The organism is Clostridium sp. AF20-7 (assembly GCF_003479275.1).
GTDB lineage: Bacteria > Bacillota > Clostridia > Lachnospirales > Lachnospiraceae > Otoolea > Otoolea fessa.
In genome coordinates this window covers 293476-314933 of the sequence record NZ_QUGF01000002.1, presented here as the reverse complement: position 1 = coordinate 314933, position 21458 = coordinate 293476, and the positions used below count along the sequence as shown (strand labels likewise).

The 21458-nt window shown below is 50.4% G+C and carries 22 protein-coding genes and 3 tRNA genes; all 25 read left to right on the top strand.

Annotation, left to right across the window (positions count from 1 at the left end; genetic code table 11):
• Positions 1-147: 147 nt before the first annotated feature.
• The 25 genes from DWX68_RS03115 (at position 148) to sufU (ending at position 21455) form a co-directional block, all read left to right on the top strand.
• Positions 148-540 (top strand): GntR family transcriptional regulator, encoded by a 393-nt coding sequence (locus DWX68_RS03115; protein ID WP_107000076.1) that lies wholly within the window; start codon positions 148-150, stop codon positions 538-540.
• Positions 527-1426 (top strand): ABC transporter ATP-binding protein, encoded by a 900-nt coding sequence (locus tag DWX68_RS03110; protein WP_117795722.1) that lies wholly within the window; start codon positions 527-529, stop codon positions 1424-1426. Before DWX68_RS03115 ends, DWX68_RS03110 begins: the two co-directional genes overlap by 14 nt.
• A gap of 4 nt (positions 1427-1430) precedes the next feature.
• Positions 1431-3818, top strand: coding sequence for a DUF6449 domain-containing protein (locus tag DWX68_RS03105; protein ID WP_147354938.1), 2388 nt, complete (start codon positions 1431-1433; stop codon positions 3816-3818).
• A 249-nt stretch (positions 3819-4067) separates the two neighbouring features.
• Positions 4068-4643 (top strand): zinc ribbon domain-containing protein, encoded by a 576-nt coding sequence (locus DWX68_RS03100; RefSeq protein ID WP_118628581.1) that lies wholly within the window; start codon positions 4068-4070, stop codon positions 4641-4643.
• A 3-nt stretch (positions 4644-4646) separates the two neighbouring features.
• Positions 4647-5153, top strand: a complete 507-nt coding sequence (locus tag DWX68_RS03095) for a small multi-drug export protein (RefSeq protein WP_118628580.1) — start codon at positions 4647-4649, stop codon at positions 5151-5153.
• A gap of 209 nt (positions 5154-5362) precedes the next feature.
• A complete protein-coding gene (locus tag DWX68_RS03090) occupies positions 5363-8035 on the top strand; it encodes a heavy metal translocating P-type ATPase (RefSeq protein WP_118628579.1) in 2673 nt (890 codons plus the stop codon).
• A gap of 73 nt (positions 8036-8108) precedes the next feature.
• The gene (locus DWX68_RS03085; protein ID WP_022358560.1) at positions 8109-8444 is read left to right on the top strand and encodes a metal-sensing transcriptional repressor; all 336 of its coding nucleotides are present in this window, start codon (positions 8109-8111) and stop codon (positions 8442-8444) included.
• 130 nt (positions 8445-8574) lie between these two features.
• Positions 8575-8648, top strand: a tRNA-Pro gene (locus tag DWX68_RS03080).
• 18 nt (positions 8649-8666) lie between these two features.
• Positions 8667-8738, top strand: a tRNA-Glu gene (locus tag DWX68_RS03075).
• Positions 8739-8783: 45 nt separating this feature from the next.
• Positions 8784-8856, top strand: a tRNA-Thr gene (locus tag DWX68_RS03070).
• Between the two features lie 237 nt (positions 8857-9093).
• Entirely contained in the window at positions 9094-10437 is a 1344-nt protein-coding gene (locus DWX68_RS03065) for a Mur ligase family protein (RefSeq protein WP_118628578.1), read from the top strand.
• 55 nt (positions 10438-10492) lie between these two features.
• On the top strand, positions 10493-10648 hold the full coding sequence (locus DWX68_RS14605) for a hypothetical protein (RefSeq protein WP_022358683.1): 156 nt from the start codon (positions 10493-10495) through the stop codon (positions 10646-10648).
• A 6-nt stretch (positions 10649-10654) separates the two neighbouring features.
• The gene (locus tag DWX68_RS03060; RefSeq protein WP_243027505.1) at positions 10655-12076 is read left to right on the top strand and encodes a tetratricopeptide repeat protein; all 1422 of its coding nucleotides are present in this window, start codon (positions 10655-10657) and stop codon (positions 12074-12076) included.
• 247 nt (positions 12077-12323) lie between these two features.
• The gene (locus DWX68_RS03055) at positions 12324-12671 is read left to right on the top strand and encodes an anti-sigma factor antagonist (protein ID WP_118628577.1); all 348 of its coding nucleotides are present in this window, start codon (positions 12324-12326) and stop codon (positions 12669-12671) included.
• A gap of 142 nt (positions 12672-12813) precedes the next feature.
• Positions 12814-13272: an anti-sigma F factor gene (gene spoIIAB / locus DWX68_RS03050; RefSeq protein WP_118637498.1), complete on the top strand. Its 459-nt coding sequence runs from the start codon at positions 12814-12816 to the stop codon at positions 13270-13272.
• On the top strand, positions 13265-13987 hold the full coding sequence (locus DWX68_RS03045; protein ID WP_118468787.1) for a SigB/SigF/SigG family RNA polymerase sigma factor: 723 nt from the start codon (positions 13265-13267) through the stop codon (positions 13985-13987). Before spoIIAB ends, DWX68_RS03045 begins: the two co-directional genes overlap by 8 nt.
• 144 nt (positions 13988-14131) lie before the next feature.
• The gene (locus DWX68_RS03040) at positions 14132-14320 is read left to right on the top strand and encodes a hypothetical protein (RefSeq protein ID WP_147353615.1); all 189 of its coding nucleotides are present in this window, start codon (positions 14132-14134) and stop codon (positions 14318-14320) included.
• On the top strand, positions 14317-14952 hold the full coding sequence (locus DWX68_RS03035) for a stage V sporulation protein AA (RefSeq protein WP_118628576.1): 636 nt from the start codon (positions 14317-14319) through the stop codon (positions 14950-14952). The genes DWX68_RS03040 and DWX68_RS03035 overlap by 4 nt, the downstream gene beginning before the upstream one ends.
• Positions 14942-15505, top strand: a complete 564-nt coding sequence (locus tag DWX68_RS03030; RefSeq protein ID WP_118468783.1) for a stage V sporulation protein AB — start codon at positions 14942-14944, stop codon at positions 15503-15505. Before DWX68_RS03035 ends, DWX68_RS03030 begins: the two co-directional genes overlap by 11 nt.
• Positions 15506-15520: 15 nt before the next feature.
• Positions 15521-15970 (top strand): SpoVA/SpoVAEb family sporulation membrane protein, encoded by a 450-nt coding sequence (locus DWX68_RS03025; RefSeq protein WP_107000055.1) that lies wholly within the window; start codon positions 15521-15523, stop codon positions 15968-15970.
• A gap of 259 nt (positions 15971-16229) precedes the next feature.
• Positions 16230-17000: a Fe-S cluster assembly ATPase SufC gene (gene sufC, locus DWX68_RS03020; RefSeq protein WP_118628608.1), complete on the top strand. Its 771-nt coding sequence runs from the start codon at positions 16230-16232 to the stop codon at positions 16998-17000.
• A 99-nt stretch (positions 17001-17099) separates the two neighbouring features.
• A complete protein-coding gene (gene sufB, locus DWX68_RS03015; protein WP_118628575.1) occupies positions 17100-18506 on the top strand; it encodes a Fe-S cluster assembly protein SufB in 1407 nt (468 codons plus the stop codon).
• Between the two features lie 91 nt (positions 18507-18597).
• Positions 18598-19740, top strand: a complete 1143-nt coding sequence (locus DWX68_RS03010) for a SufD family Fe-S cluster assembly protein (RefSeq protein ID WP_118490618.1) — start codon at positions 18598-18600, stop codon at positions 19738-19740.
• A 79-nt stretch (positions 19741-19819) separates the two neighbouring features.
• The gene (locus DWX68_RS03005) at positions 19820-21031 is read left to right on the top strand and encodes a SufS family cysteine desulfurase (RefSeq protein ID WP_107000052.1); all 1212 of its coding nucleotides are present in this window, start codon (positions 19820-19822) and stop codon (positions 21029-21031) included.
• Positions 21021-21455, top strand: coding sequence for a Fe-S cluster assembly sulfur transfer protein SufU (sufU, locus tag DWX68_RS03000; protein WP_107000051.1), 435 nt, complete (start codon positions 21021-21023; stop codon positions 21453-21455). The genes DWX68_RS03005 and sufU overlap by 11 nt, the downstream gene beginning before the upstream one ends.
• The last annotated feature ends 3 nt before the right edge of the window (positions 21456-21458 follow it).

The following is a 21458-nucleotide window of genomic DNA, read 5'->3' as shown; positions in this document are numbered from 1 at the left end:
TATAACCGAAAAGGTTGTTAAGAAAATCGTAAGAGGGCAGTCGGTTGACAATCGGCTGCCCTTTTTGTATACTATAACTGTATTAAATGAACTAATACACTTATGATTTTTGATACAGGGCAGAATGGAGGAAAGGAGAATGTGAGCGTGATTCTGATTGATTATAAAGATCGACGACCTCTCTATGAGCAGATTGTTGAGAAGCTGTCGGATCTGATGGTCCGGGGGATTTTGGAGCAGGACAGTCAGCTTCCATCCGTGCGGAGTCTGGCAACGGAGCTGTCGATGAATCCGAATACGATCCAGCGGGCGTATGCAGAGCTGGAACGCCAGGGATATATTTATTCGGTTAAGGGCAGGGGCAGTTTTGTGGCGGATAACCGGCAGATTCGGGAGAGGAAGCGGCAGGAGATCTGGGATCAGCTGGAACTTCTGATCCGGGATGCAAAAGGAACCGGCATCACGATGCTGGAGTTCCAGGAGCAGGTCATCCAGAGCTATGGAAGTGAGGAAGGAGGAAACAGGAATGATAAAGGCTGAGAATCTGACGAAGCGTTTTTATGATACAGTGGCAGTCGATCATATCCATGCGGAGATTCACAATGGAAGTGTCTTTGGTCTGATCGGAACTAACGGCGCCGGAAAAAGTACCTTTTTGCGGATGGCAGCCGGTATTTTAAAGCCGGACGAAGGGAGCATTACGGTTGATGATGAGACAGTATTTGAGAATACAAAGGTAAAGGCACGATGCTTTTATATCCCGGATGAGCCGTATTTCTTAAGCAATGGAACGGCGGAAGACATGAAAGTATTTTATCAGGGGATTTATCCGAAGTTTGATGCAGCCCGGTTTGATAAACTGCTAAAGAATTTTGAACTGGAAAGCCGGCGGAAGGTGCAGACCTTTTCGAAGGGTATGAAAAAACAGCTCGCCGTGCTGCTGGGCATCTGCGCGGGAACCGATTATCTGTTCTGCGACGAGACGTTTGACGGGCTGGATCCGGTCATGCGGCAGACGGTCAAGAGTCTTTTTGCCAATGATATCGAGGAGCGGAACCTCACGCCGGTCATCGCCTCCCATAATCTGCGGGAGCTGGAAGATATCTGCGACCATGTAGGTCTGCTTCACAAGGGAGGAATGCTTCTCTCAAAGGATCTGGACGATATGAAGTTAAATATTCACAAGATTCAGTGTGTGCTTCCGGCGGGAGTGGGGAGCAGCGATTTGCAGGGAATCGATATTATAAAGACGGAACAGAGGGGAAGTCTCCTGACGCTTACTGTGCGCGGAAAACGGGAAGAGATTCAGACAATTTTACAGGCGTATCATCCGGTGTTTTTTGAAATGATACCGCTTTCCCTGGAAGAGATCTTTATCAGTGAAACGGAGGTGGCTGGTTATGACATCAAAAGGCTTGTTTTTTAAATATATGAGAGAAAATACGAAGCAGCGTCTCTGGAGCGTGGCGCTTACCGCACTTTTGTGCTTCTTTCTGTTTCCAGTCCTGACAGCGCTGGAAACCAGCATAATGCTGCGTCCGGATAACTTGTCTAAAGATCTGAGCGTCGAAGCGGCGTTAGCAGAAGCAAAATTAAAGCTGACCAATGAGATGCTGCATATGTATTCGATCCAGAATGCAATGCTGGTATTTATCCTGATTGTGACGGCGGTGGTGCTGGCAGCGTCCGGTTTTTCGTATCTCCATTCGAAAAAGAAAACGGATTTTTTTCACAGCCTTCCGATCAGCCGTGAAATGCTTTATACTGTGACCTGCCTGGACGGTATCCTGTATCTGGCAGTCCCGTATCTGGTATTTCTGCTGGCGGCAGGAGTGATGCTGCAGGTAAAGGGCGCACCATTTTCATGGGGAACCCTGCTGATTGGGTATATACAGCATATGTGCTTTTTTACACTGGTGTACATGACGGTTGTGCTGGCAGTGATTCTGACAGGCAATCTGATCGTGGGTTTACTGGGAACCGGCGTGTTTTTTAGCTGGGGACCGGGTGTGGCTGCAGTGGTATCGACGTATTTTTCCGAATACTTCATGACGTTTTATGACAATGGCAATTTTCTGCTGCGCTGGTGCGAGCGAACCTCACCGGTTTTCTGGTACGGCACGGCAACTGGTTCGGATCATCCCACCCGGATGGCAGTCATTGCATTGGCAGTGGCAGCCCTGCTCTTTGGCCTGGGAATGTTCCTGTACCGGAAACGCCCGTCTGAGGCGGCTGGAAGAGCGATGGCATTTAAGGTAAGTGAGCCGGTGATCCGTTTCCTTCTGGTTGTGCCGATCACACTGTTTTCCGGAATGATTTTCCGGTCAATCCTGAATGATGATATCTGGACCGTGTTTGGCTTGATCTGCGGACTGCTCATCACCAGCTGCCTGATCGAAATTATCTATCATTTCGATTTCAAGAGCTTGTTTGCGCATAAGAGACAGCTTGTTATCAGTGCGGTGGCAGTGGCAGCCATTTTCTTAGGGTTCCGCCTGGATGTGGCAGGATATGACAGCTATCTGCCGGATGCTGACAAGGTTGCATACGCGGGTATTTACTGTGATGCGCTGGACAACAATGCGGCAGGGGCTTACCATGTGACTCCGAGAATGTATAGGGATGGCTACAGTGTTGGAATGGAATGGGCGTCCCAGGGAGATGTGGCAGATAAAATGCAGATCTCGGATGAGGATGGAATCCGTGTCCTGCGGGAAATTGGCGCGCAGGGCATCGAGACAGCTTCCAGACAGCGGAAGCATTTGAACGGCGGACAGGATTGGATGAGTGAGGTGGATCTGGATTCACGCTATGATTCGATCGTGCTGTCCTGGCATCTGAACAATGGAAAAACCGTTTACCGTAATTACCGCACGATCAATGTATCGGAGCTGCGGGAACAGCTAGATTCCATTTATGAAAATCAGAGCTATAAACTGGGAATGTACCCGGTGCTGTCCCTACAGGCAGACGATGCCGCAGGCATCAATTACAAAGAGGAAGAGGACTGCAGCCATGTGAAGCTTCCGGATGAGCAGACGAAGGCGGCGCTTCTTGCTGCATACCAGAAAGAGCTGATGGCTCTGACGCCGGATATGCGCCGGGAGGAGATGCCGATCGCGGAGATTCAGTTTAAGACAAATGAGATGCAGGCGATGATTGATGTGATTCGTAAAAATGGCGGCTATTATGACACATTTAACCAGTTTGATTATTACCCGATTTATCCGTCCTTCCAGGAGACGATCGCGATTCTGAAACAGTGTGGTACCGAGGTCGGCAGCAAGGTGACGCCGGAAAATACAGAAAAAATCGTGCTTCAGTATCAGGGCGGCAAGATTCCGGAGGATCAGCTGGCACCGGCAGATACAGAGCTTGGAAAACGCCAGCGGGAGTATCTTCAGAATAACAGCAGACGCGAGGTAACGATTACAGATCCGGAACAGATTGCAGAAATTCTTGCAAACTCCGCTTCGGATGATATGGTGCAGATCAATCAAATGGCGGAGGCATATCAGGGGATCAATATTGCAGTATATGTGTCCGGTACAGAGGACACAGGGGCAGTTTCAGAGGATGATTTGAGGGATTCGGTAAATTCAATGGAGGAAAATGAGATAGGTCAGACATATACGGTGGATGCCGGTCAGAATGTCCTGTATGATGGGGAATATGCGGCGGACTATGAAATGGATGAATCGGGTCAGTATGGCATCTACCAGCGCTCGTTCCGCTATGGCAAGGTTCCGGAGTTTGTGAAATCGACCTTCGGCCTGACACCGGAATTGATGCGGCTGAACCGGGTGTTTGCGTATTAAAAAAGTTGCCTAGAGTTGATTTAGGGATGCAAAAGATTGACTTTCTCCCCTGTAGGGGCTAAAATAGGGGGAAACGTAGCGGTTCAGCCGGTTTATGTATTTGATGCAAAAACCGGCTGAATCGTTATGAGAAAATATCAGATGCCTTGGTTTTGCATGAACCTGCCGTTAGATTTAGAACAGCGATGCGCTGTCACATCAGGCAGAACGAAATTTGAGGCGTACATATCCCGCAGAGGAGGAAGAAATATGGCATTTTTCGATGAACTTGGAAAGGTGATCAGCGATAAGAGCAAGGAAGCTGCGAACCGGGTAAAGGACATTACAGGCGTATTACAGCTGAAATCGAAGTTGTCCGCCGAGAAAGATAAGATTAATAAGGCATATATCACACTGGGAAAAGCATACTATGACAGACATGAGGGCGAGCTGGAAGGGAAATTTGCAGATGAGTTCCACACTATCCAGGCAGGGCTTGTGAAGATTGCGTCCCTGGAGGATGAGATTGCCGAGTTAGAGGGCACAAGAGTCTGCGCGGAGTGCGGCGCAAAGGTGGAGAAAAATGCGGCATTCTGCAGCCGGTGCGGTGCGCCGATGGATTCAACGACATCTGCAGATGTGCATGAGCCGGAAGAACCAGAGGAGATGCAGGAGACTATCTTTGAAGAGAAGGATGAAGCTGCAGCAGATAAGGCGGTTGACAACGCAGAAACAGAAGGCGCGGCTGGCCCAGACGCGGATTCCGCGGATGCTTCGGACGCTGTTTCGGAGAACACCACCGATACTGCGGCACAGAATGAAAATAACAGCGGGGAGCAGGCATAATTTATGGATTCACTGGTACAATGGTTTACAGCTAATTTATCCGGAGTCATATCGAAGGAGGCAATTATCTTCATTATCTCGATGATTCCGATTCTGGAACTTCGAGGCGGGCTTCTGGCTGCGTCACCGGCACTCTTAAACGTGCCGATCCTGCGGGCGATCCCGATCTGTATCGTGGGAAATATCCTGCCGATCCCGTTTATCCTGCTTCTGATCCGCCATGTGCTGGAGTGGATGAAGAAGGTTCCGTGTTTCCGTGGTATTGCGCTGTGGCTGGAACGCAAAGCGATGAGCAAAAAAGGGCAGATCGAGAAATATGAGTTCTGGGGGCTGATGCTCTTTGTCGGTATCCCGCTTCCGGGAACCGGCGCATGGACAGGCGCGCTGGTGGCATCCCTGCTCCACATGAAATTTGGCAAGGCATTTGGCGCGATTTTAGTCGGTATCGCGCTGGCGACGGTGATTATGTCGATTCTGTCCTACGGCGTGCTGGGCATGCTGTTTGGATGATGCACAGATAAAAATAATAATGTCTATGCCTGCCAAAGGGCGGCATAGATGCGAATGTATAAAAGACTCTGTAAGGGGAAATTCTCCGGACAGAGTCTTTTTGCGTCCATTATTATTTTGTTGAGAAAAAGAGATCATAAATGAAATTGGGGTTGACATATACCCTATTGGGGTATATTATAAGGACAGTTAAGAGATAGGAGGAGACCATGAAGCAATATACAGTAACCGGCATGAGCTGCGCGGCATGCAGCAGCCGGGTTGAAAAGGCAGTATCGAAAGTGCCGGGTGTCACGGCATGCTCGGTCAGCCTGCTGACAAATTCGATGGGCGTCGAGGGCGATGTGCCCCCGGAGACCGTGATTCATGCGGTGGAAGATGCCGGATATGGCGCATCCCTGAAAGGACAGGGCACTGCAGCGCAGGCGCAGAGCGCGTCGGAGGCAGAGGACGCCTTAAAAGATCGGGAGACGCCGGTCTTAAAACACCGTCTGATCGCATCGCTGGGATTCTTAGCAGTCCTTATGTATATGTCGATGGGACATATGATGTGGGGCTGGCCGCTGCCGCACTTTATGGATGGCAACCATGTGGCGATGGGACTTTTGCAGCTCCTTTTGGCCGGAATTATCATGGTGATTAACCAGAAATTTTTTATCAGCGGTTTCAAGGGACTTTTACACCGCGCCCCGAACATGGACACGCTGGTAGCACTTGGTTCCGGCGCGTCGTTTATTTACAGCACATATGCGTTGTTTGCGATGACGGACGCACAGTTAAAGGGCAACGACACGGCAGTTATGTCCTACATGCATGAATTTTACTTTGAGTCGGCGGCAATGATTCTGGCGCTGATCACAGTCGGAAAAATGCTGGAGGCGCGTTCCAAGGGAAAAACGACGGATGCCTTAAAGGGACTGATGAAACTGGCACCAAAGACAGCTGTTATCATCCGGGATGGAGTGGAAACAAAGGTTCCGATTGAAGAGGTAAAGAAGGGTGATGTATTTGTTGTACGCCCAGGTGAAAATATCCCGGTGGACGGTGTGGTCCTGGAAGGAACAAGTGCGGTCAACGAGGCAGCACTGACCGGCGAGAGTATTCCGGTGGATAAGGCACAGGGTGACCCGGTTTCGGCGGCAACGGTCAACCAGTCTGGTTATCTGCGCTGTGAGGCGACCAGAGTCGGTGAAGATACCTCCCTGTCGCAGATCATCCGCATGGTCAGCGACGCGGCGGCGACGAAAGCGCCGATCGCCAAGATTGCAGATCGGGTTTCCGGCGTGTTTGTCCCGGCGGTTATCACGATCGCAGTGGTGACAACGATTATCTGGCTGCTGGCAGGACAGACGTTTGGATTCGCACTGGCGCGAGGTATTTCCGTACTGGTTATCAGCTGCCCGTGTGCACTGGGACTGGCTACGCCGGTTGCGATTATGGTCGGCAACGGCATGGGCGCGAAAAACGGAATCTTGTTCAAGACAGCTGTTTCGCTGGAAGAAACCGGAAAAATGGACATTGTAGCGCTTGATAAGACGGGTACGATCACCAGCGGCGAGCCGCGTGTGACCGACGTCATCCCGTCCGGAGGTGTGACTGAGAAGGAGCTGGTAAGCCTGGCGCTTTCCCTGGAAAAGAAGAGTGAGCACCCATTGGCGAAAGCTGTTCTTCTCTATGCAAAAGAACAGCAGATTGACGCGCCGGAGGCGGCTGATTTCCAGGCGCTGCCGGGTAATGGACTTTCCGGTACGTTAGAGGGCGCTTCACTGGCAGGCGGAAGCTTTTCCTATATCAGCGGACATACGACGGTGTCCGCACAGGAACAGGCATCCTTTGAGCGCCTGGCATCGGAAGGCAAGACACCGCTGTGCTTTATGAAAAATGGTCGTCTGGCTGGTATGATTGCCGTGGCAGATGTCATCAAGGAAGACAGCCCGCAGGCGGTCAAGGAACTGCAGAACATGGGAATCCGTGTGGTCATGCTGACCGGAGATAATGAGCGGACCGCCCGTGCGATTGGGGCACAGGCTGGTGTGGATGAAGTCATTGCCGGAGTACTTCCGGATGGGAAAGAGAGTGTCATCCGCAGCCTGAAAGAACAGGGCAAGGTGGCAATGGTCGGTGATGGTATCAATGATGCCCCGGCGCTCACGCGTGCCGATATAGGTATCGCGATCGGAGCCGGTACAGATATCGCGATTGATGCCGCGGATGTGGTGCTGATGAAGAGCCGTTTGAGTGATGTTCCGGCGTCAATCCGTCTAAGCCGTGCGACGCTTCGAAATATTCACGAAAACCTGTTCTGGGCATTCTTTTACAATGTTGTGGGTATTCCACTTGCAGCCGGTTTGTTGTATCCTATCTTTGGATGGAAATTAAATCCGATGTTCGGCGCTGCAGCGATGAGCTTATCCAGCTTCTGCGTAGTGACGAACGCGCTGCGGCTGAATCTGTTTAAGATGCACGATGCATCGAAGGATCATCCGATGCGGAAGAGGGCTGAGAAGGCTGCTAATAAAGGCGGAGATAAAGCAGAAAACGCAGGTGCAGTTAGGACGGAGGCAGAAGACATCCGGTCAATTGGGCAAACAGCAAATGAAAATGAAACTGTTTCAAAAGAAATGCAAAAAAGTGAGAATCAAAAAAATCATATAAATATGGAGGGAATAACGATGACAAAGACAATGAATATCGAAGGAATGATGTGTGGACACTGTGAGGCACGCGTAAAGAAGGCGTTGGAGGCACTGGCAGGCGTGGAGAGCGCAGAGGTCAGCCATGAGAAAGGAACCGCGGTCGTAAGCATGAGTGCGGATGTGGCGGACGATACGTTGAAAGAGGCGGTTGAGGCACAGGATTATAAGGTGGACTCGATTCAGTAGGATGAAAAAAGCTGCGAAATGGTGGAATTAATATGCCATTTCGCAGCATTTTGATAAAAGATAGGAGAAAAGCATGGGCTGTTGTAAATGTGAATCACAAGCGCAGGTCTGTCAGGGAGGAGAGACGGAACGCCACAAACACAGAAACCTGACCGAAGAAAAAGATCTGCTGAAACGTTTAAACCGGATCGAGGGACAGGTGCGCGGTGTGAAGGCGATGGTGGAAGACGAGCGATACTGCGTCGATATATTAAACCAGGTATCAGCGGTTCAGGCGGCGCTGAACAGTTTTTCCAAAGTCCTGCTGTCCAACCATATCAAAACCTGTGTGGTCGATGATATAGAGGCGGGAAATGGGGAAGAAGCGGTTGAGGAGCTGTGCAAGACGATTCAGAAGCTGATGAAGTAAATATAAATTTATTGAATTGAGCAAACACAAGCAACTATAGCGAAATATTAAACATAATAAATATTTTTAAAAATTCTTCAAAAAAGGTGTTGACATTTTCCAGGATTTATATTATACTACGTCATGTAATCGAGGCGTGGCTCAGTTTGGTAGAGCGCTGCGTTCGGGACGCAGAGGTCGCGTGTTCGAATCACGTCGCCTCGATTCTATTATAAAACATACGGCCTGTTGGTCAAGCGGTCAAGACGACGCCCTCTCACGGCGTAAACCCGGGTTCGATTCCCGGACAGGTCATCGAAAGTTGCTTTGGGTTTTCCAGAGCATTTTTCAAATTAAAATGCTTCCTTGGCTCAGTTGGTAGAGCGACGCATTCGTAATGCGTAGGTCGCCGGTTCAAGTCCGGCAGGGAGCTGATGAGTGGAACCCCTCTTGATTATCAAGAGGGGTTTCTTGTATAATTGGAAATACCTTGGAATTCTCCATTGCCTGTGAACAGTTACTATTACACAAGAAGGTACAGTCTTTATTCCATATAACCACTTGCACGATCTCCGCAAATGATATAAAATAATAACATACAAAAGACAAGGCGGCAGACGGCAGAGTTCGTACTGCCGCTTCCGTTTGCCAGGAAAGGATATTTCATGCCATGAAACAAGAAGAATGGACGGTAGAAGCGGCAGATGCATATCTGAATGAGATACCGAAATTTACCAGTGAAAAACATACGGCGGAGGGGCTTCGCAGGATGCTTTCATACCTGAATGCATTGCCGCAGGAGGAAAGAATCGTACATGTGGCCGGAACGAATGGGAAAGGGTCGGTCTGCTCGTTTCTCGATGCGGTTTTGCAGAAAGCCGGGAAGCGGACGGCGCGGTTTACGTCTCCTCATCTGGTGCGCGTGACGGAGCGTTTTTCTTTTGATGGACAGGAAGCAGACGATGCACTGTTCCTGGAGGCATTTGAGGCGGTTAAGGCATCATATGTTCATTTTGAGCAGGAAGGACTGGGGCGTCCGACGTATTTTGAATATCTGTTTTTGATGTTCATGTGGATGGTGCGCCGGAAAAAGCCGGAGTATGTGATTCTGGAAACGGGGCTCGGCGGACGGCTGGATGCAACGAACTGCATCGAGCATCCAGCGCTTACGGTCATCACTTCAATCAGCCTTGACCATATGGAATACCTGGGCGGCACGGTGACACAGATCGCGGGCGAAAAGGCGGGAATCCTGAAAAAAAATATGCCGGTGGTGTACGATGATACGGATGCGGCGGCTTCGGCAGTTATCAGAAATCGGGCGGCGGAACTTTCCTGTCCGGCATATCCGATCAGCCCGGCAGTGTATACGGATCTTCGGCGGGGACATGGCGGGATGAGCCTGATGATAAAAGAGAAAAGCCAGCGTCTGTTTATTCCCTTCGAAGCGGAATATCAGGCAGTCAACGCCTGCATCGCTTACCAGGCGGCGCGGCTTCTTGCAGTGGACGGGGAGACAGCGGCAGCGGGCATCCGGAATGCGGTATGGCGCGGACGCATGGAGGAGATCCAGGACGGAGTTTATCTGGATGGCGCTCACAATGAGGGCGGAATCCGTGCGTTTGCGGGCGCGGCGGCAGAGGTAGCAGCGCGCAGAAGAGAAGAGTCAGGGAAAGATGGTCGGATTTTTCTGCTGTTTGCAGCCGTTTCAGATAAAAATTATGAATCGATGCTGGAAACACTGATGCGGAAACTGAAGCCGGATCGATTGGTGCTGACTCATTTATATACATCGCGGGCACTTCCGATGGAGGCGATGGAAAAAGCAGCACACCGGGTGGCAGAAGGCTGTGAGGTTCAAAGTATACCAGATGTAAAAACAGCTTATCAGACACTGGTTCAGGAAAAACGTCCGGAGGATACCTGCTTTTGTGTGGGTTCTCTGTATTTAATCGGAGAGCTGGAGAAAAAGATTTCCCGAACTGGATTTGACAGCACCGCCAGAATGGTGTAAGATTAGCGGGAATGTATATCCATGTAATAAAAGGAAGAAACTCTGGAGGAAAAACATGAGTGGCGAAGGAATGACAATCAATTTCGAAGAAGAAATCGAACATTTTAAACCGAGTCTGGAGGTCGAGGAGGTCGGCGAGGCGATCGTGAAGAGTGACCTGACAGATATGTCGGATATTATGATGGAACTTTTAAAACATATGAAGGAATAGGCGGACATGATGGATCGAACAAGAAAAATTCGCCTGATTTCCAACAGCTTTTACAATGCCGGGCTGGAACGGGCAAAGAGACGGGATTTAACAGGGGCGGTCGAGTATCTGAAAAAATGCCTGAACCTGAACAAGTATCATATTGATGCCAGAAATCTTCTCGGACTTATCTATTATGAGATGGGTGAGGTGTCGGAGGCGCTGGTGCAGTGGGTTATCAGCATGAACTTTAAGGAGCAGGATAACCGGGCTGATTATTATTTAGACCAGATTCAGCGCAAACAGGATCGTCTGGATCAGGCGAGCGCGACGATTCAGAAATATAATCAGGCGCTTCTGCAGGCGCAGACCGGAAGCGACGATCTGGCGACCTTACAGCTTACAAGAGTCGTAGAAGCTAATCCAAGATTTGTAAAAGCACATCTTCTGTTGGCTCTTTTGCATATTAGTCATGAGGATTATACGAAAGCGGGCAAATCCCTGTATAAGGTACTCAAGATTGATAAAAACAATCCCAAGGCGAACTGGTATATGGAGATTGTTAAGGAACATACCGGCAAGGCGGATATCGAGCGGAGAAAGCTGAAAAACGCTTTTTCCCACCGCCAGATGCAGGATGATGATGTCATTATGCCGCCGACGTACAAGGAGAATACGGGACTGCAGTCGGTGCTCAATATCGGCGCGGGACTGCTTTTGGGCGCGGCAGTTATCTTTTTCCTGGTGATGCCAGCCAAGATTAAGCAGGCAAATAATGCACATACGCAGGAAATGCTCCAGTACAATGAGCAGCTCAATCAGAAAAATGAAGAGATTGACAGTTTAAATGAGAGCATTGAGACCTCGAAAAAGGACAAAGAAGAGGCGGAGAACAAGCTGGATACGATGCTCAACAGCAATGACAGCGTTCTGAACCAGTATGCGAAGCTCGTCAAAATGCTGCAGGCATACCGCAACAATAACCTGGCAGAGGCGGTTACCTATTATGAGGGTTTTGATCCGTCGTTATTTACGGACGAGACGGTCGTTTCCATTGCCAACGGGGTAAAGCAGGACATCGAGACAAATGGCTACCAGACGCTGGAGGATCTGGCATACACGATGTGGTCGGCAGGCCGTATGGCGGAAGCATTGGCAGATTACCAGACCTGTCTGGCGATCCGTCCGGCAAACCCGAAGGTTATCTTCAGCATGGGTATGATTTACCGGGCACAGGGCGAGACAGACAAGGCGGTCGAAATGTTTACGCAGATTGTGACCCAGTATGCGGATTCCGAGCAGGCGGACAAGGCAAGACAGCAGCTCGCCGAGCTTGCGCCGGATAACCAGCAGGCTACAGTTCCAGGTCAGTCCATCATCAGTCAGGGAGAGACTGCGGCGGATGAAACGGCAGCAGGCAGCGGAGCGGAGACGCAAGCGGCGCAGTAAGTACAAATATAATACGGCAGATAATTAAGAAGAAAAGCACTGTAAAGATAAAAACTTTACGGTGCTTTTTTGTTTCATAGGAAATTGCGTCCTATGAAACAAAAAACGCTCCGCGAGGATGCACACTCGCGCGAAGCAGAAACATGTCGCAAGCGACCGCGTTCGGTGCGAGAATATGCCAAAGCACATTCTTTTTAGGTATATAGGAAAAGGCTGCATAAAAAATCGAAAAAGGGGGAATCCTGATATGGAACGAAATATGTTTACATACGAAGCGATCGATTCGGCGCTGGTGATTCATCTTCCGAAGGAGGTAGATCACCATAACTGCCTGACACTCAAATATGAAACAGACCTGCTTCTGGCGGAAAATTATATTAACCGGATTATTTTTGATTTTTCGGAGACGGAATTTATGGATAGTTCCGGGATCGGTGTGATTCTCAACCGGTATAAGCAGATGGAGGGCAGCAGCGGCACGGTGGCGGTGTACGGGGCAGGCGAGCGGATGCGCCGGATTTTGCGGATCGGCGGCGTGTATCGTCTGGTGCAGTCGTACCGGACGAGAGAGGAGGCACTGGATGGGAGACATTAAAGGAGAGATGAATATGTATGCGGATGATATATCTGTATCAGAAACGGAAGTGAAAGGAAAACTTAAAAAAATAAAAAATTCAGAAGAATACAGAAAATTTGAACAGAATGAACAGAGACAAGCAGAGAAGAATGGCACGTGGATGCACCTGGAGATAGACAGCCATTCATCGAACGAGGAGTTTGCCCGTGTCACAGCGGCAGTCTTTATGAGCCGGATGAATCCGACGATGGAAGAGCTGGAGGATGTGAAAACGGCGGTCTCGGAGGCGGTGACAAATGCGGTGATTCATGGGTATAGCGATGAAATCGGAATTATTTACATAGAAGCGCGGATTGAGGGAGAAGAACTGATAATTTCGGTCCGGGATGAGGGAAAAGGAATCCTGGATGTGGAAAAGGCGATGGAGCCGATGTATACGACAGACACGACCGGCGAGCGCTCAGGGATGGGCTTTTCGTTTATGGAAGCGTTTATGGATGAGGTCGAGGTGGAGTCCAAGGTGGGCTGCGGAACGTGTGTGACGATGAAAAAGCGAATTGGAAGGGAATATATGAATAAAGAACAGGAAGAAAAAGAAACGGCGGAGTTCTATGGATAAAACCATCGAGCAGATCAAACGGGCACACCAGGGCGATAAGACGGCGCGGGAGGCGCTGGTAAAAGACAATCTGGGGCTTGTATGGAGCATCGTCCGCCGCTTTGCGGGGCGGGGGTGTGAGACGGAGGACTTATTTCAGATCGGAAGTATCGGGCTGTTGAAGGCGATTGATAAGTTTGACCTATCATATGAGGTGCGTTTTTCGACGTATGCGGTGCCGATGATTGCGGGGGAGATCAAACGTTTTCTCCGGGATGACGGTATCATCAAGGTCAGCCGTTCCATCAAAGAGCAAAACCAGCGGCTCCGGGCAGCGCGGGAAGCGCTCTGCACGGCGCTTGGGCGGGAGCCGACGCTGGAAGAGCTGGCGGCGCAGATTGGAGTGAGCTGTGAGGAAGCTGCCGCATCGATGGCGGCGGACAGTCCGGTTGAATCGCTCTCTGCACCAGCCAGCGCCGGGGAAGAAACTGGCCTTCTGCTTCAGGACCGGATTGCTGGGGAGACAGCGGAAAATGAGGTTCTGCTTGACCGGATGCTTTTGGGAGATTTACTGAAAATGCTCAATGGACGGCAGCGGGAGATCATTGTGCGGCACTATTTTTATGATCAGACACAGACTCAGATCGCGGCGCAGCTCGGCATTTCACAAGTACAGGTGTCGCGGATCGAGCGGAAAATATTAGGGCAGATGCGCGCAAAGCTGGAAGAAACATGAGAAAAAAGACAGGCTCATAATTCAGAATATATGAATGTGCATACTCCATTGAAAGACAGCCATACTACTGGATACAGGAACTTTTGGAGTTTCCAGAATACACAGGAAGGATGGAAAAAAATGACGGGAAATGTGAAAGTGACAATGAAAAAAAAGATGGGAATCTGTATCTGGGTCGGATGCATGATTCTGATTGTGGCAGCGCTCTGTCTCTGTCTGATGGCAGTGGGGCGGGACAGCGTCTACATTGACGGAACCTTCGTACAGCATTCCGGGGACAGCGCGGAGGCATTTTTGAGACCGGAGGCACAGACGGAGAAGGCAGCATTATGACACAGACGGTCTATCTGAAACTCAGCCAGATCACGCAGGTACATGAGAAAAATGTACCGCTTGCAAGCCTGGGAGAAGTTTATTGCAGTGAAAAAAGCGTGGAAAGCCGCTGCCGTGCGATGATCGTGAAGAGGATCCGCGGCGGCGGGAAACAGCGCGAAAGCCGTCTGGTTGGAAACGTCATGGAGATTATCCAGCAGATTGAACGGGAAATTCCGGGGACATCGGTGCAGAATCTGGGGGAGACGGATTATGTCATTCATTATCAGCCGCCGCACCGTCAGGCGCTTGTCTGGCAGTGGTGCAAGACGCTGTTCGTCTGCCTGATTTGCTTTTTCGGGGCGGCATTTGCGATCATGACATTCAACAACGATGCAAACGTGCTGGATGTATTCAGGAAAATATATGAGATCACGACGGGGCAGGCGTCGGACGGAACAACGGCGCTGGAGATCGGTTATTCGATCGGGCTTCCGGTGGGGATTTTGCTGTTTTTTAATCATTTTACTTCGTGGAAATTCAGTCTCGATCCGACGCCGCTGGAGGTAGAAATGCGCCTGTATGAGGAAAATGTCAATAAAACGCTGATTCAGAACGAGGAGCGGAAGGAGGATGACATCGATGTTTCTTAAAGAAGCGCTGCTTTTGCTGGCGGGGCTGGCGGCGGGAAGCACGGTGGCAGCGGGAGTCTACGCCTTTCTGGTGGTCATCGGCGTTTATCCGCGCCTGATTGGAAAGACGGCGACGGCGTCGAAGGGGAAAATCTTCTTGTATGAGACGATTATCGCGCTGGGAGGATTGTTTGGAAATGTGGTGGATTTATTTACAGAGAAGGTGAAACAGCTGACCGGGAGTTTTCTGAGAATAGCGTGGCCAGCGGCAATGACGGAGGCAGAGTTGTGGCAGAAGGCAGCAGAAGGCGGTGGCAGAACGGGAGCTGGTGCTGGATTTCTGGTGATGCTTGGAAATGTCTCCGGACAGCTGCTTCTAGCGGCTGCGGGACTTTCCTGTGGTATTTTTGTGGGCTGCCTCGTCATGTCGCTGGCAGAGACATTGAAAGCCCTGCCGGTGCTGAGCCGCCGCCTGCGTCTGGCAGTGGGGCTGCCATATCTGATTCTCGCGATTGCAGCGGGGAAATGTGCGGGTTCGCTGTATTATTTCTTACATGGAATTGGAAGACAGTAGAAGAGAGGAGAAACCATGGAAGCCAGAAAAGATCAATATGAAGCATATGTCAAATCGGTTACGCCCGTCCACAGTACATGGAAAAATGTGTTGATGGCGGGTATTTCCGGCGGGCTGATCTGCCTGGCGGCGCAGATCAGCACAAATTGTCTGGTTCAGACAGGCATGGAGGAGAAAACGGCGGCGCTCTGGACGATGCTGGGACTGATTCTGCTCAGCGTTATCCTGACAGGGGCAAATGTATTCCAGAGGCTGGCTCGTGTTTTTGGAGCTGGTGTGCTGGTTCCGATCACCGGATTCGCCAATTCAGTTGCATCCCCGGCGCTGGAATACAAGGCGGAAGGACAGGTGTTTGGTGTCGGATGCAAAATATTTACAATCGCGGGTCCGGTGATCCTGTATGGGATTCTGAGTTCGTGGGGATTAGGGGTTGTGTATTGGGGGTGGATGATGCTGACTCAATAATAAACGAGAAAAAGTCTCAATAATATAATAAGAATCTTTCTTGTTTTGTGAAAAATGAGGGTTTACAATCCGGAAATAAATACCTATAATAGCCATAGGGTAATCTGACCGTCTGAACAGCCAGATTCATTATAGAAAAAAGGAACCAGAGAGATGGACGTTTGCTAAGAAGGATAACCGCTTTCGTGACGAGGCGGCTGTCACAGATCAGACAGACCGAGCATGAATGTCTCAGCCGGTCCCGGAAATGGAGTGCTTTATGGCAGAAAAAGTGTTAGAAGTAAATCGGATAAAAGCAAATATAGAAGAAAAAGAGATCCTGCACGGCGTTGATTTGAGCGTCGGCGCAGGAGAGGTACATGTCCTGATGGGACCGAACGGCGCGGGCAAATCGACGCTCGGAAACGTCCTGATGGGAAACCCGCGATATCAGATCACGGGAGGTCAGATCTTATTTAAGGGTGAGGATATCACACATGAGTCCACGGACAAGCGTTCCAAAGCCGGTATGTTCCTGTCCTTCCAGGAGCCGCTGGAGGTACCGGGACTTTCGCTGGAAAGTTTCCTGCGGAGCGCGATGCGCCAGCAGACTGGCAAGAACTTAAAGATCTGGGAATTTCATAAACAGCTCAAAAAGGTGATGGACATTCTCCAGATGGATGAATCGTATGCACAGAGAAGCTTAAACGTGGGCTTTTCTGGTGGTGAGAAGAAAAAATCTGAGATTTTACAGCTGATGCTCTTAAATCCGAGCCTGGCAATCCTCGATGAGACAGACTCTGGTCTGGATGTTGATGCAGTCCGTCTGGTTTCTAAGGGTGTGGAAGAGTACCAGAAGAACCAGAACGGCGCGCTTCTTATTATCACGCACAGCACCCGGATTCTCGATGCACTGCATGTTGACTATACGCACATCATGGTAGATGGAAAGATCGTGGCAACCGGTGACGGCTCCCTAGTTGATAAGATCAACCAGGAAGGCTACGAATCCTTTATCCGTGAGGCGGGTGTGGCAGACGCCCGGAACTAATCGTTACTGTTCGCAGGCAGGCATTTTTGGAATCGAAGGTGCTGCAGGATAACGCGACAGTAATAACGAATCAGCACGGGTAATATGGAGGCATCAAACATGAAAGAAAAAACGTATGTAGATGACATTGATCGCAGCGTCTACGATATAAAAAACAAAGAAAATGACGCATATAAAGTAAAAGCGGGTCTGACCCCGGAGATCGTTGAGAAGATTTCTAAGGAGAAAAATGACCCGGCATGGATGCAGCAGTTCCGTCTGCAGTCCTTACAGATTTACAATTCCCTGCAGGTTCCGAACTGGGGACCGGATATCGAGGATCTGGACATGGACAACATCGTAACCTATGTCCGTCCGAAATCCAAGATGAGTGCCAAATGGTCAGAGGTTCCGAAGGACATCAAAGATACCTTTGAACGTCTGGGAATCCCGCAGGCGGAGCAGAAATCGCTGGCAGGCGTGGGCGCCCAGTATGACTCGGAGTTAGTATATCATAACGTGCGCGCAGAGGTAGCGGCGCAGGGCGTTGTCTACACCGATCTGGAGAGTGCGATGCACGGCGAATATGCGGAAATGATCCGGACGCATTTTATGCATCTGGTCAAACCGCAGGAACATAAGTTTGCAGCGCTGCACGGGGCGGTCTGGTCCGGCGGATCTTTTGTGTACGTGCCAAAGGGCGTGTCGGTTACGATCCCGCTTCAGTCCTATTTTCGACTCAATGCACCGGGAGCCGGACAGTTTGAACATACTCTGATCATCGTTGATGAGGGGGCATATCTGCATTTCATCGAGGGCTGTTCTGCGCCGAAATATAACGTAGCAAACCTGCATGCGGGCTGTGTTGAGCTGTACGTCGGCAAAAATGCGAAACTCCGCTATTCGACGATCGAGAACTGGTCGAAAAATATGTACAATTTGAACACCAAGCGCGCGATTGTGGAAGAGGGTGGCACGATCGAGTGGGTATCGGGTTCCTTTGGTTCCCATGTATCGTATCTGTACCCGATGAGTATTTTAAAGGGTGACGATTCAAAGATGGAATTTACCGGCATTACTTTTGCCGGAGAAGGTCAGAACCTCGATACCGGTGCGAAGGTAGTCCACACGGGCAAACGGACTTCTTCCTATATTAATACGAAATCTATTTCCAAGGACGGAGGTATCAGTACGTTCCGAAGCAGCGTGCAGATTGGAAAACAGGCATCCGGTTCTAAGGCATCGGTTTCCTGCCAGTCCCTGATGCTGGATGATATTTCACGTTCCGATACGGTCCCGGCGATGGATATCCGGACCCGCGATGCGAACGTCGGCCATGAGGCAAAGATTGGACGGATCAGCGACGAGGCTGTTTTCTATCTGATGTCACGCGGCATCAGCGAGGAGGACGCGCGCGCAATGATCGTCAGCGGATTTGCGGATGATGTATCGAAGGAGCTGCCGCTTGAGTACGCGGTTGAGATGAATAACCTGATTCAGCTTGAGATGAAAGGCAGTATCGGATAATAGATGGTTACTGTTTGCAGCGGGGATTTTGAAATAACAGATTCTGCTGCGGGGCATGCAAGTGCATGAATGGTAACGACAGGAGGAAACAATGGGACAGAAAGAAATGATAGTAAACATTCTTCCGACCCGAACCTGGAACCGGCTGGGAATGAACGAAAGCCAGATACAGATTGAGTGGCCGGAGGAAAGTGTTTTGATAAAACCGGAGCGCCTGGCAGCAGGTGTGACCTGGGAAAAAGAAATTTCCGGAAAAGAGTGGAATGAAATCCAGACCGGCATGGGACGCGAGTACGATGCGATGGCGGAGGAATGCGGAACGGCTGGCGCAAATAGAACGGACACTGTAAATGGAACGGTTGTTGCAGAAGAAAATGCCGGTGCGGGAAGTATCTACCGACTGACAGCGGAAGCGGCAGCTGTGCTGCAGAATGAAAATACAGAATGGACGGTTCTCTGCGTCGATTATAAAAACGGCAGTTACCAGAACCGCCTCTTTCTGGATGCAAAGGAAAACAGCCGCTTAAAGGTGCTGATCGTATTCCGCTCCGGGGAGGACGCACAGGGAACATCCTCGTTTCAGGTAAAGGTCCATGCGGAAAAGAATGCAAAGGTACAGCTTCAGGAAGTGCAGCTTCTCGGCGACAGATATACCTGCCTGAGTGATATCGGTGCGTCCTGCGGGGAAAATGCCACATTTGAGCTTTTGAAACTGGAGCTGGGCGCAGGCAAGGTCTACGCGGGCTGCCTGACCGAGCTGGAAGGAAAAAAGAGCGCATTTGACGCGAAGATCGGCTATTACACCAGTGTAAACCAGAAACTGGATATGAACTATACAGTACGCCACCGCGGTAAAAAGACAGAGAGCATGATGGAAGTTTCCGGCGTTTTGCAGGACGATTCCTCCAAGCTGTTCCGCGGAACGATCGATTTCGTGCCGGGATGCGCCGGGGCAAAGGGAACTGAGCGCGAGGATGTGCTGCTGCTCGGCGATGACATCGTAAACCAGACGATTCCGCTGATTCTGTGTGCGGAAGAAGATGTCGAAGGAAATCACGGCGCTTCGATGGGCGATCTGGACGATGCAACGCTGTTTTATCTGTGCTCCCGCGGACTGTCGAGAGAGGAAGCTGAGCGCATGGTAGCGCGGGCGAGAATCGACGCGCTGAATGAGCTGGTAGCTGACGAGGCAGTACAGAAGCAGGTTCAGGAGTTCATGAACCAGAAGCGATAATAAAATGAAAAAACTGTAAGTTGGCTGCGGTTTGTTTTTGCAGCAAGTATACAAACAAATATATAAGAAGGAACAGAACATGACAGATTACAAGAAAGATTTTCCCCTGCTTGCGGGTTCGGATATCGCATATCTGGACAATGCGGCAACGGCACAGCGCCCGGAGGCGGTATTAAAGGCAGTGGAAGATTTCTATACAAAGAAAAATGCCAATCCGCTCCGCGGGCTCTATGAGCTGGGAATCGAGGCGACGGAGGCATATGAAGCGGCAAGAGAGCGCGTGCGGGAATTTATCAATGCTGGAAAGACGAGCGAGGTCGTGTTTACACGCAACAGCACCGAGAGCCTGAATTTGATCGCGTACAGTTATGGTTTAACCAGTCTGAAAGCAGGCGATGAGATCTTAATCAGCATTGATAACCACCACAGCAATATCCTGCCGTGGCAGATGGTATCCAGACAGACAGGCGCGAAGCTCGTTTATCTGGAATGTCAGCCGGATGGTTCCTACCGGGATGAGGATATGGAAGCCCTGGTGACAGAAAAGACAAAGATCGCAGCGATGCCGCAGATTTCCAATGTCCTTGGCCGCAGAAATCCGGTAGAGAAGCTGACGAAACTGGTGCATGAAAAAGGCGGTGTCATCGTCATCGATGCGGCACAGAGCGCCCCGCATATTCCGGTGGATGTGCAGGCACTGGATGCAGATTTCCTTGTATTTTCCGGTCACAAGCTGATGGCACCGATGGGAATCGGCGTCCTGTACGGAAAAGAGACCCTTCTGGATGCGATGCCGCCGTTCCTGACGGGCGGCGAGATGATCGATTCGGTCAGCCGGGAATCCGCAGTCTTTGCCGAACTGCCGCACAAATTCGAAGCCGGTACCGTCAATGGCGGCGGTGCGGTCGGCTTACAGGCGGCGATCGATTATCTGATGAACGTCGGATTTGACGAGGTGCGGAAGCGTGAGGAGCTGCTGACAACACGGGCAATGACGGCGATGCAGCAGATTCCGGGCGTTCATATCCAGGGAAGTGATAAGCCGGAAGAGCACAACGGAATTATCAGCTTTACCGTGGACGGCGTACATCCGCACGATATCGCGTCGATTCTGGATGCCGCAAATGTCAATGTGCGCGCAGGCCACCATTGCGCCCAGCCGCTTTTAAAACATCTGGGTGTATTTGCAACAGCGCGTGCCAGCTTTGCGTTCTACAATACGGAGGAGGACATCGACCGTTTTGTCCAGAACCTGAAAGAAATCCGGAGGAAAATGGGATATGGAGAATAGAACCTTTTACAATGAAATACTGACGGATCACAATCTGCATCCGTTACATAAAGAAAAGCTGCCGGATGCCAATCTGGTATTAGAGGGCGTCAATCCGAGCTGTGGAGATGACATCATTCTTCAGCTGAAGGTCGAAGATGGACAGGTGGTAGACGGTGCTTTTGAGGGAAGCGGCTGCGCAATCTCCCAGGCATCCGCTGATATCATGCTGGATCTGATCATCGGAAAATCCGAAGAGGAAGCACGCCATCTGGCGGATCTGTTCCTGCGGATGATCAAGGGCGAGGCAGGCGAGAACGAGATCGAAGAACTCGAGGAAGCCGGTGCCCTGGTCGATGTTTCCCATATGCCGGCGCGTGTCAAATGCGCGGTGCTGGGATGGCATACGATGGAAGAGATGCTGGATAAGGAAAACGAGAAATAAGAG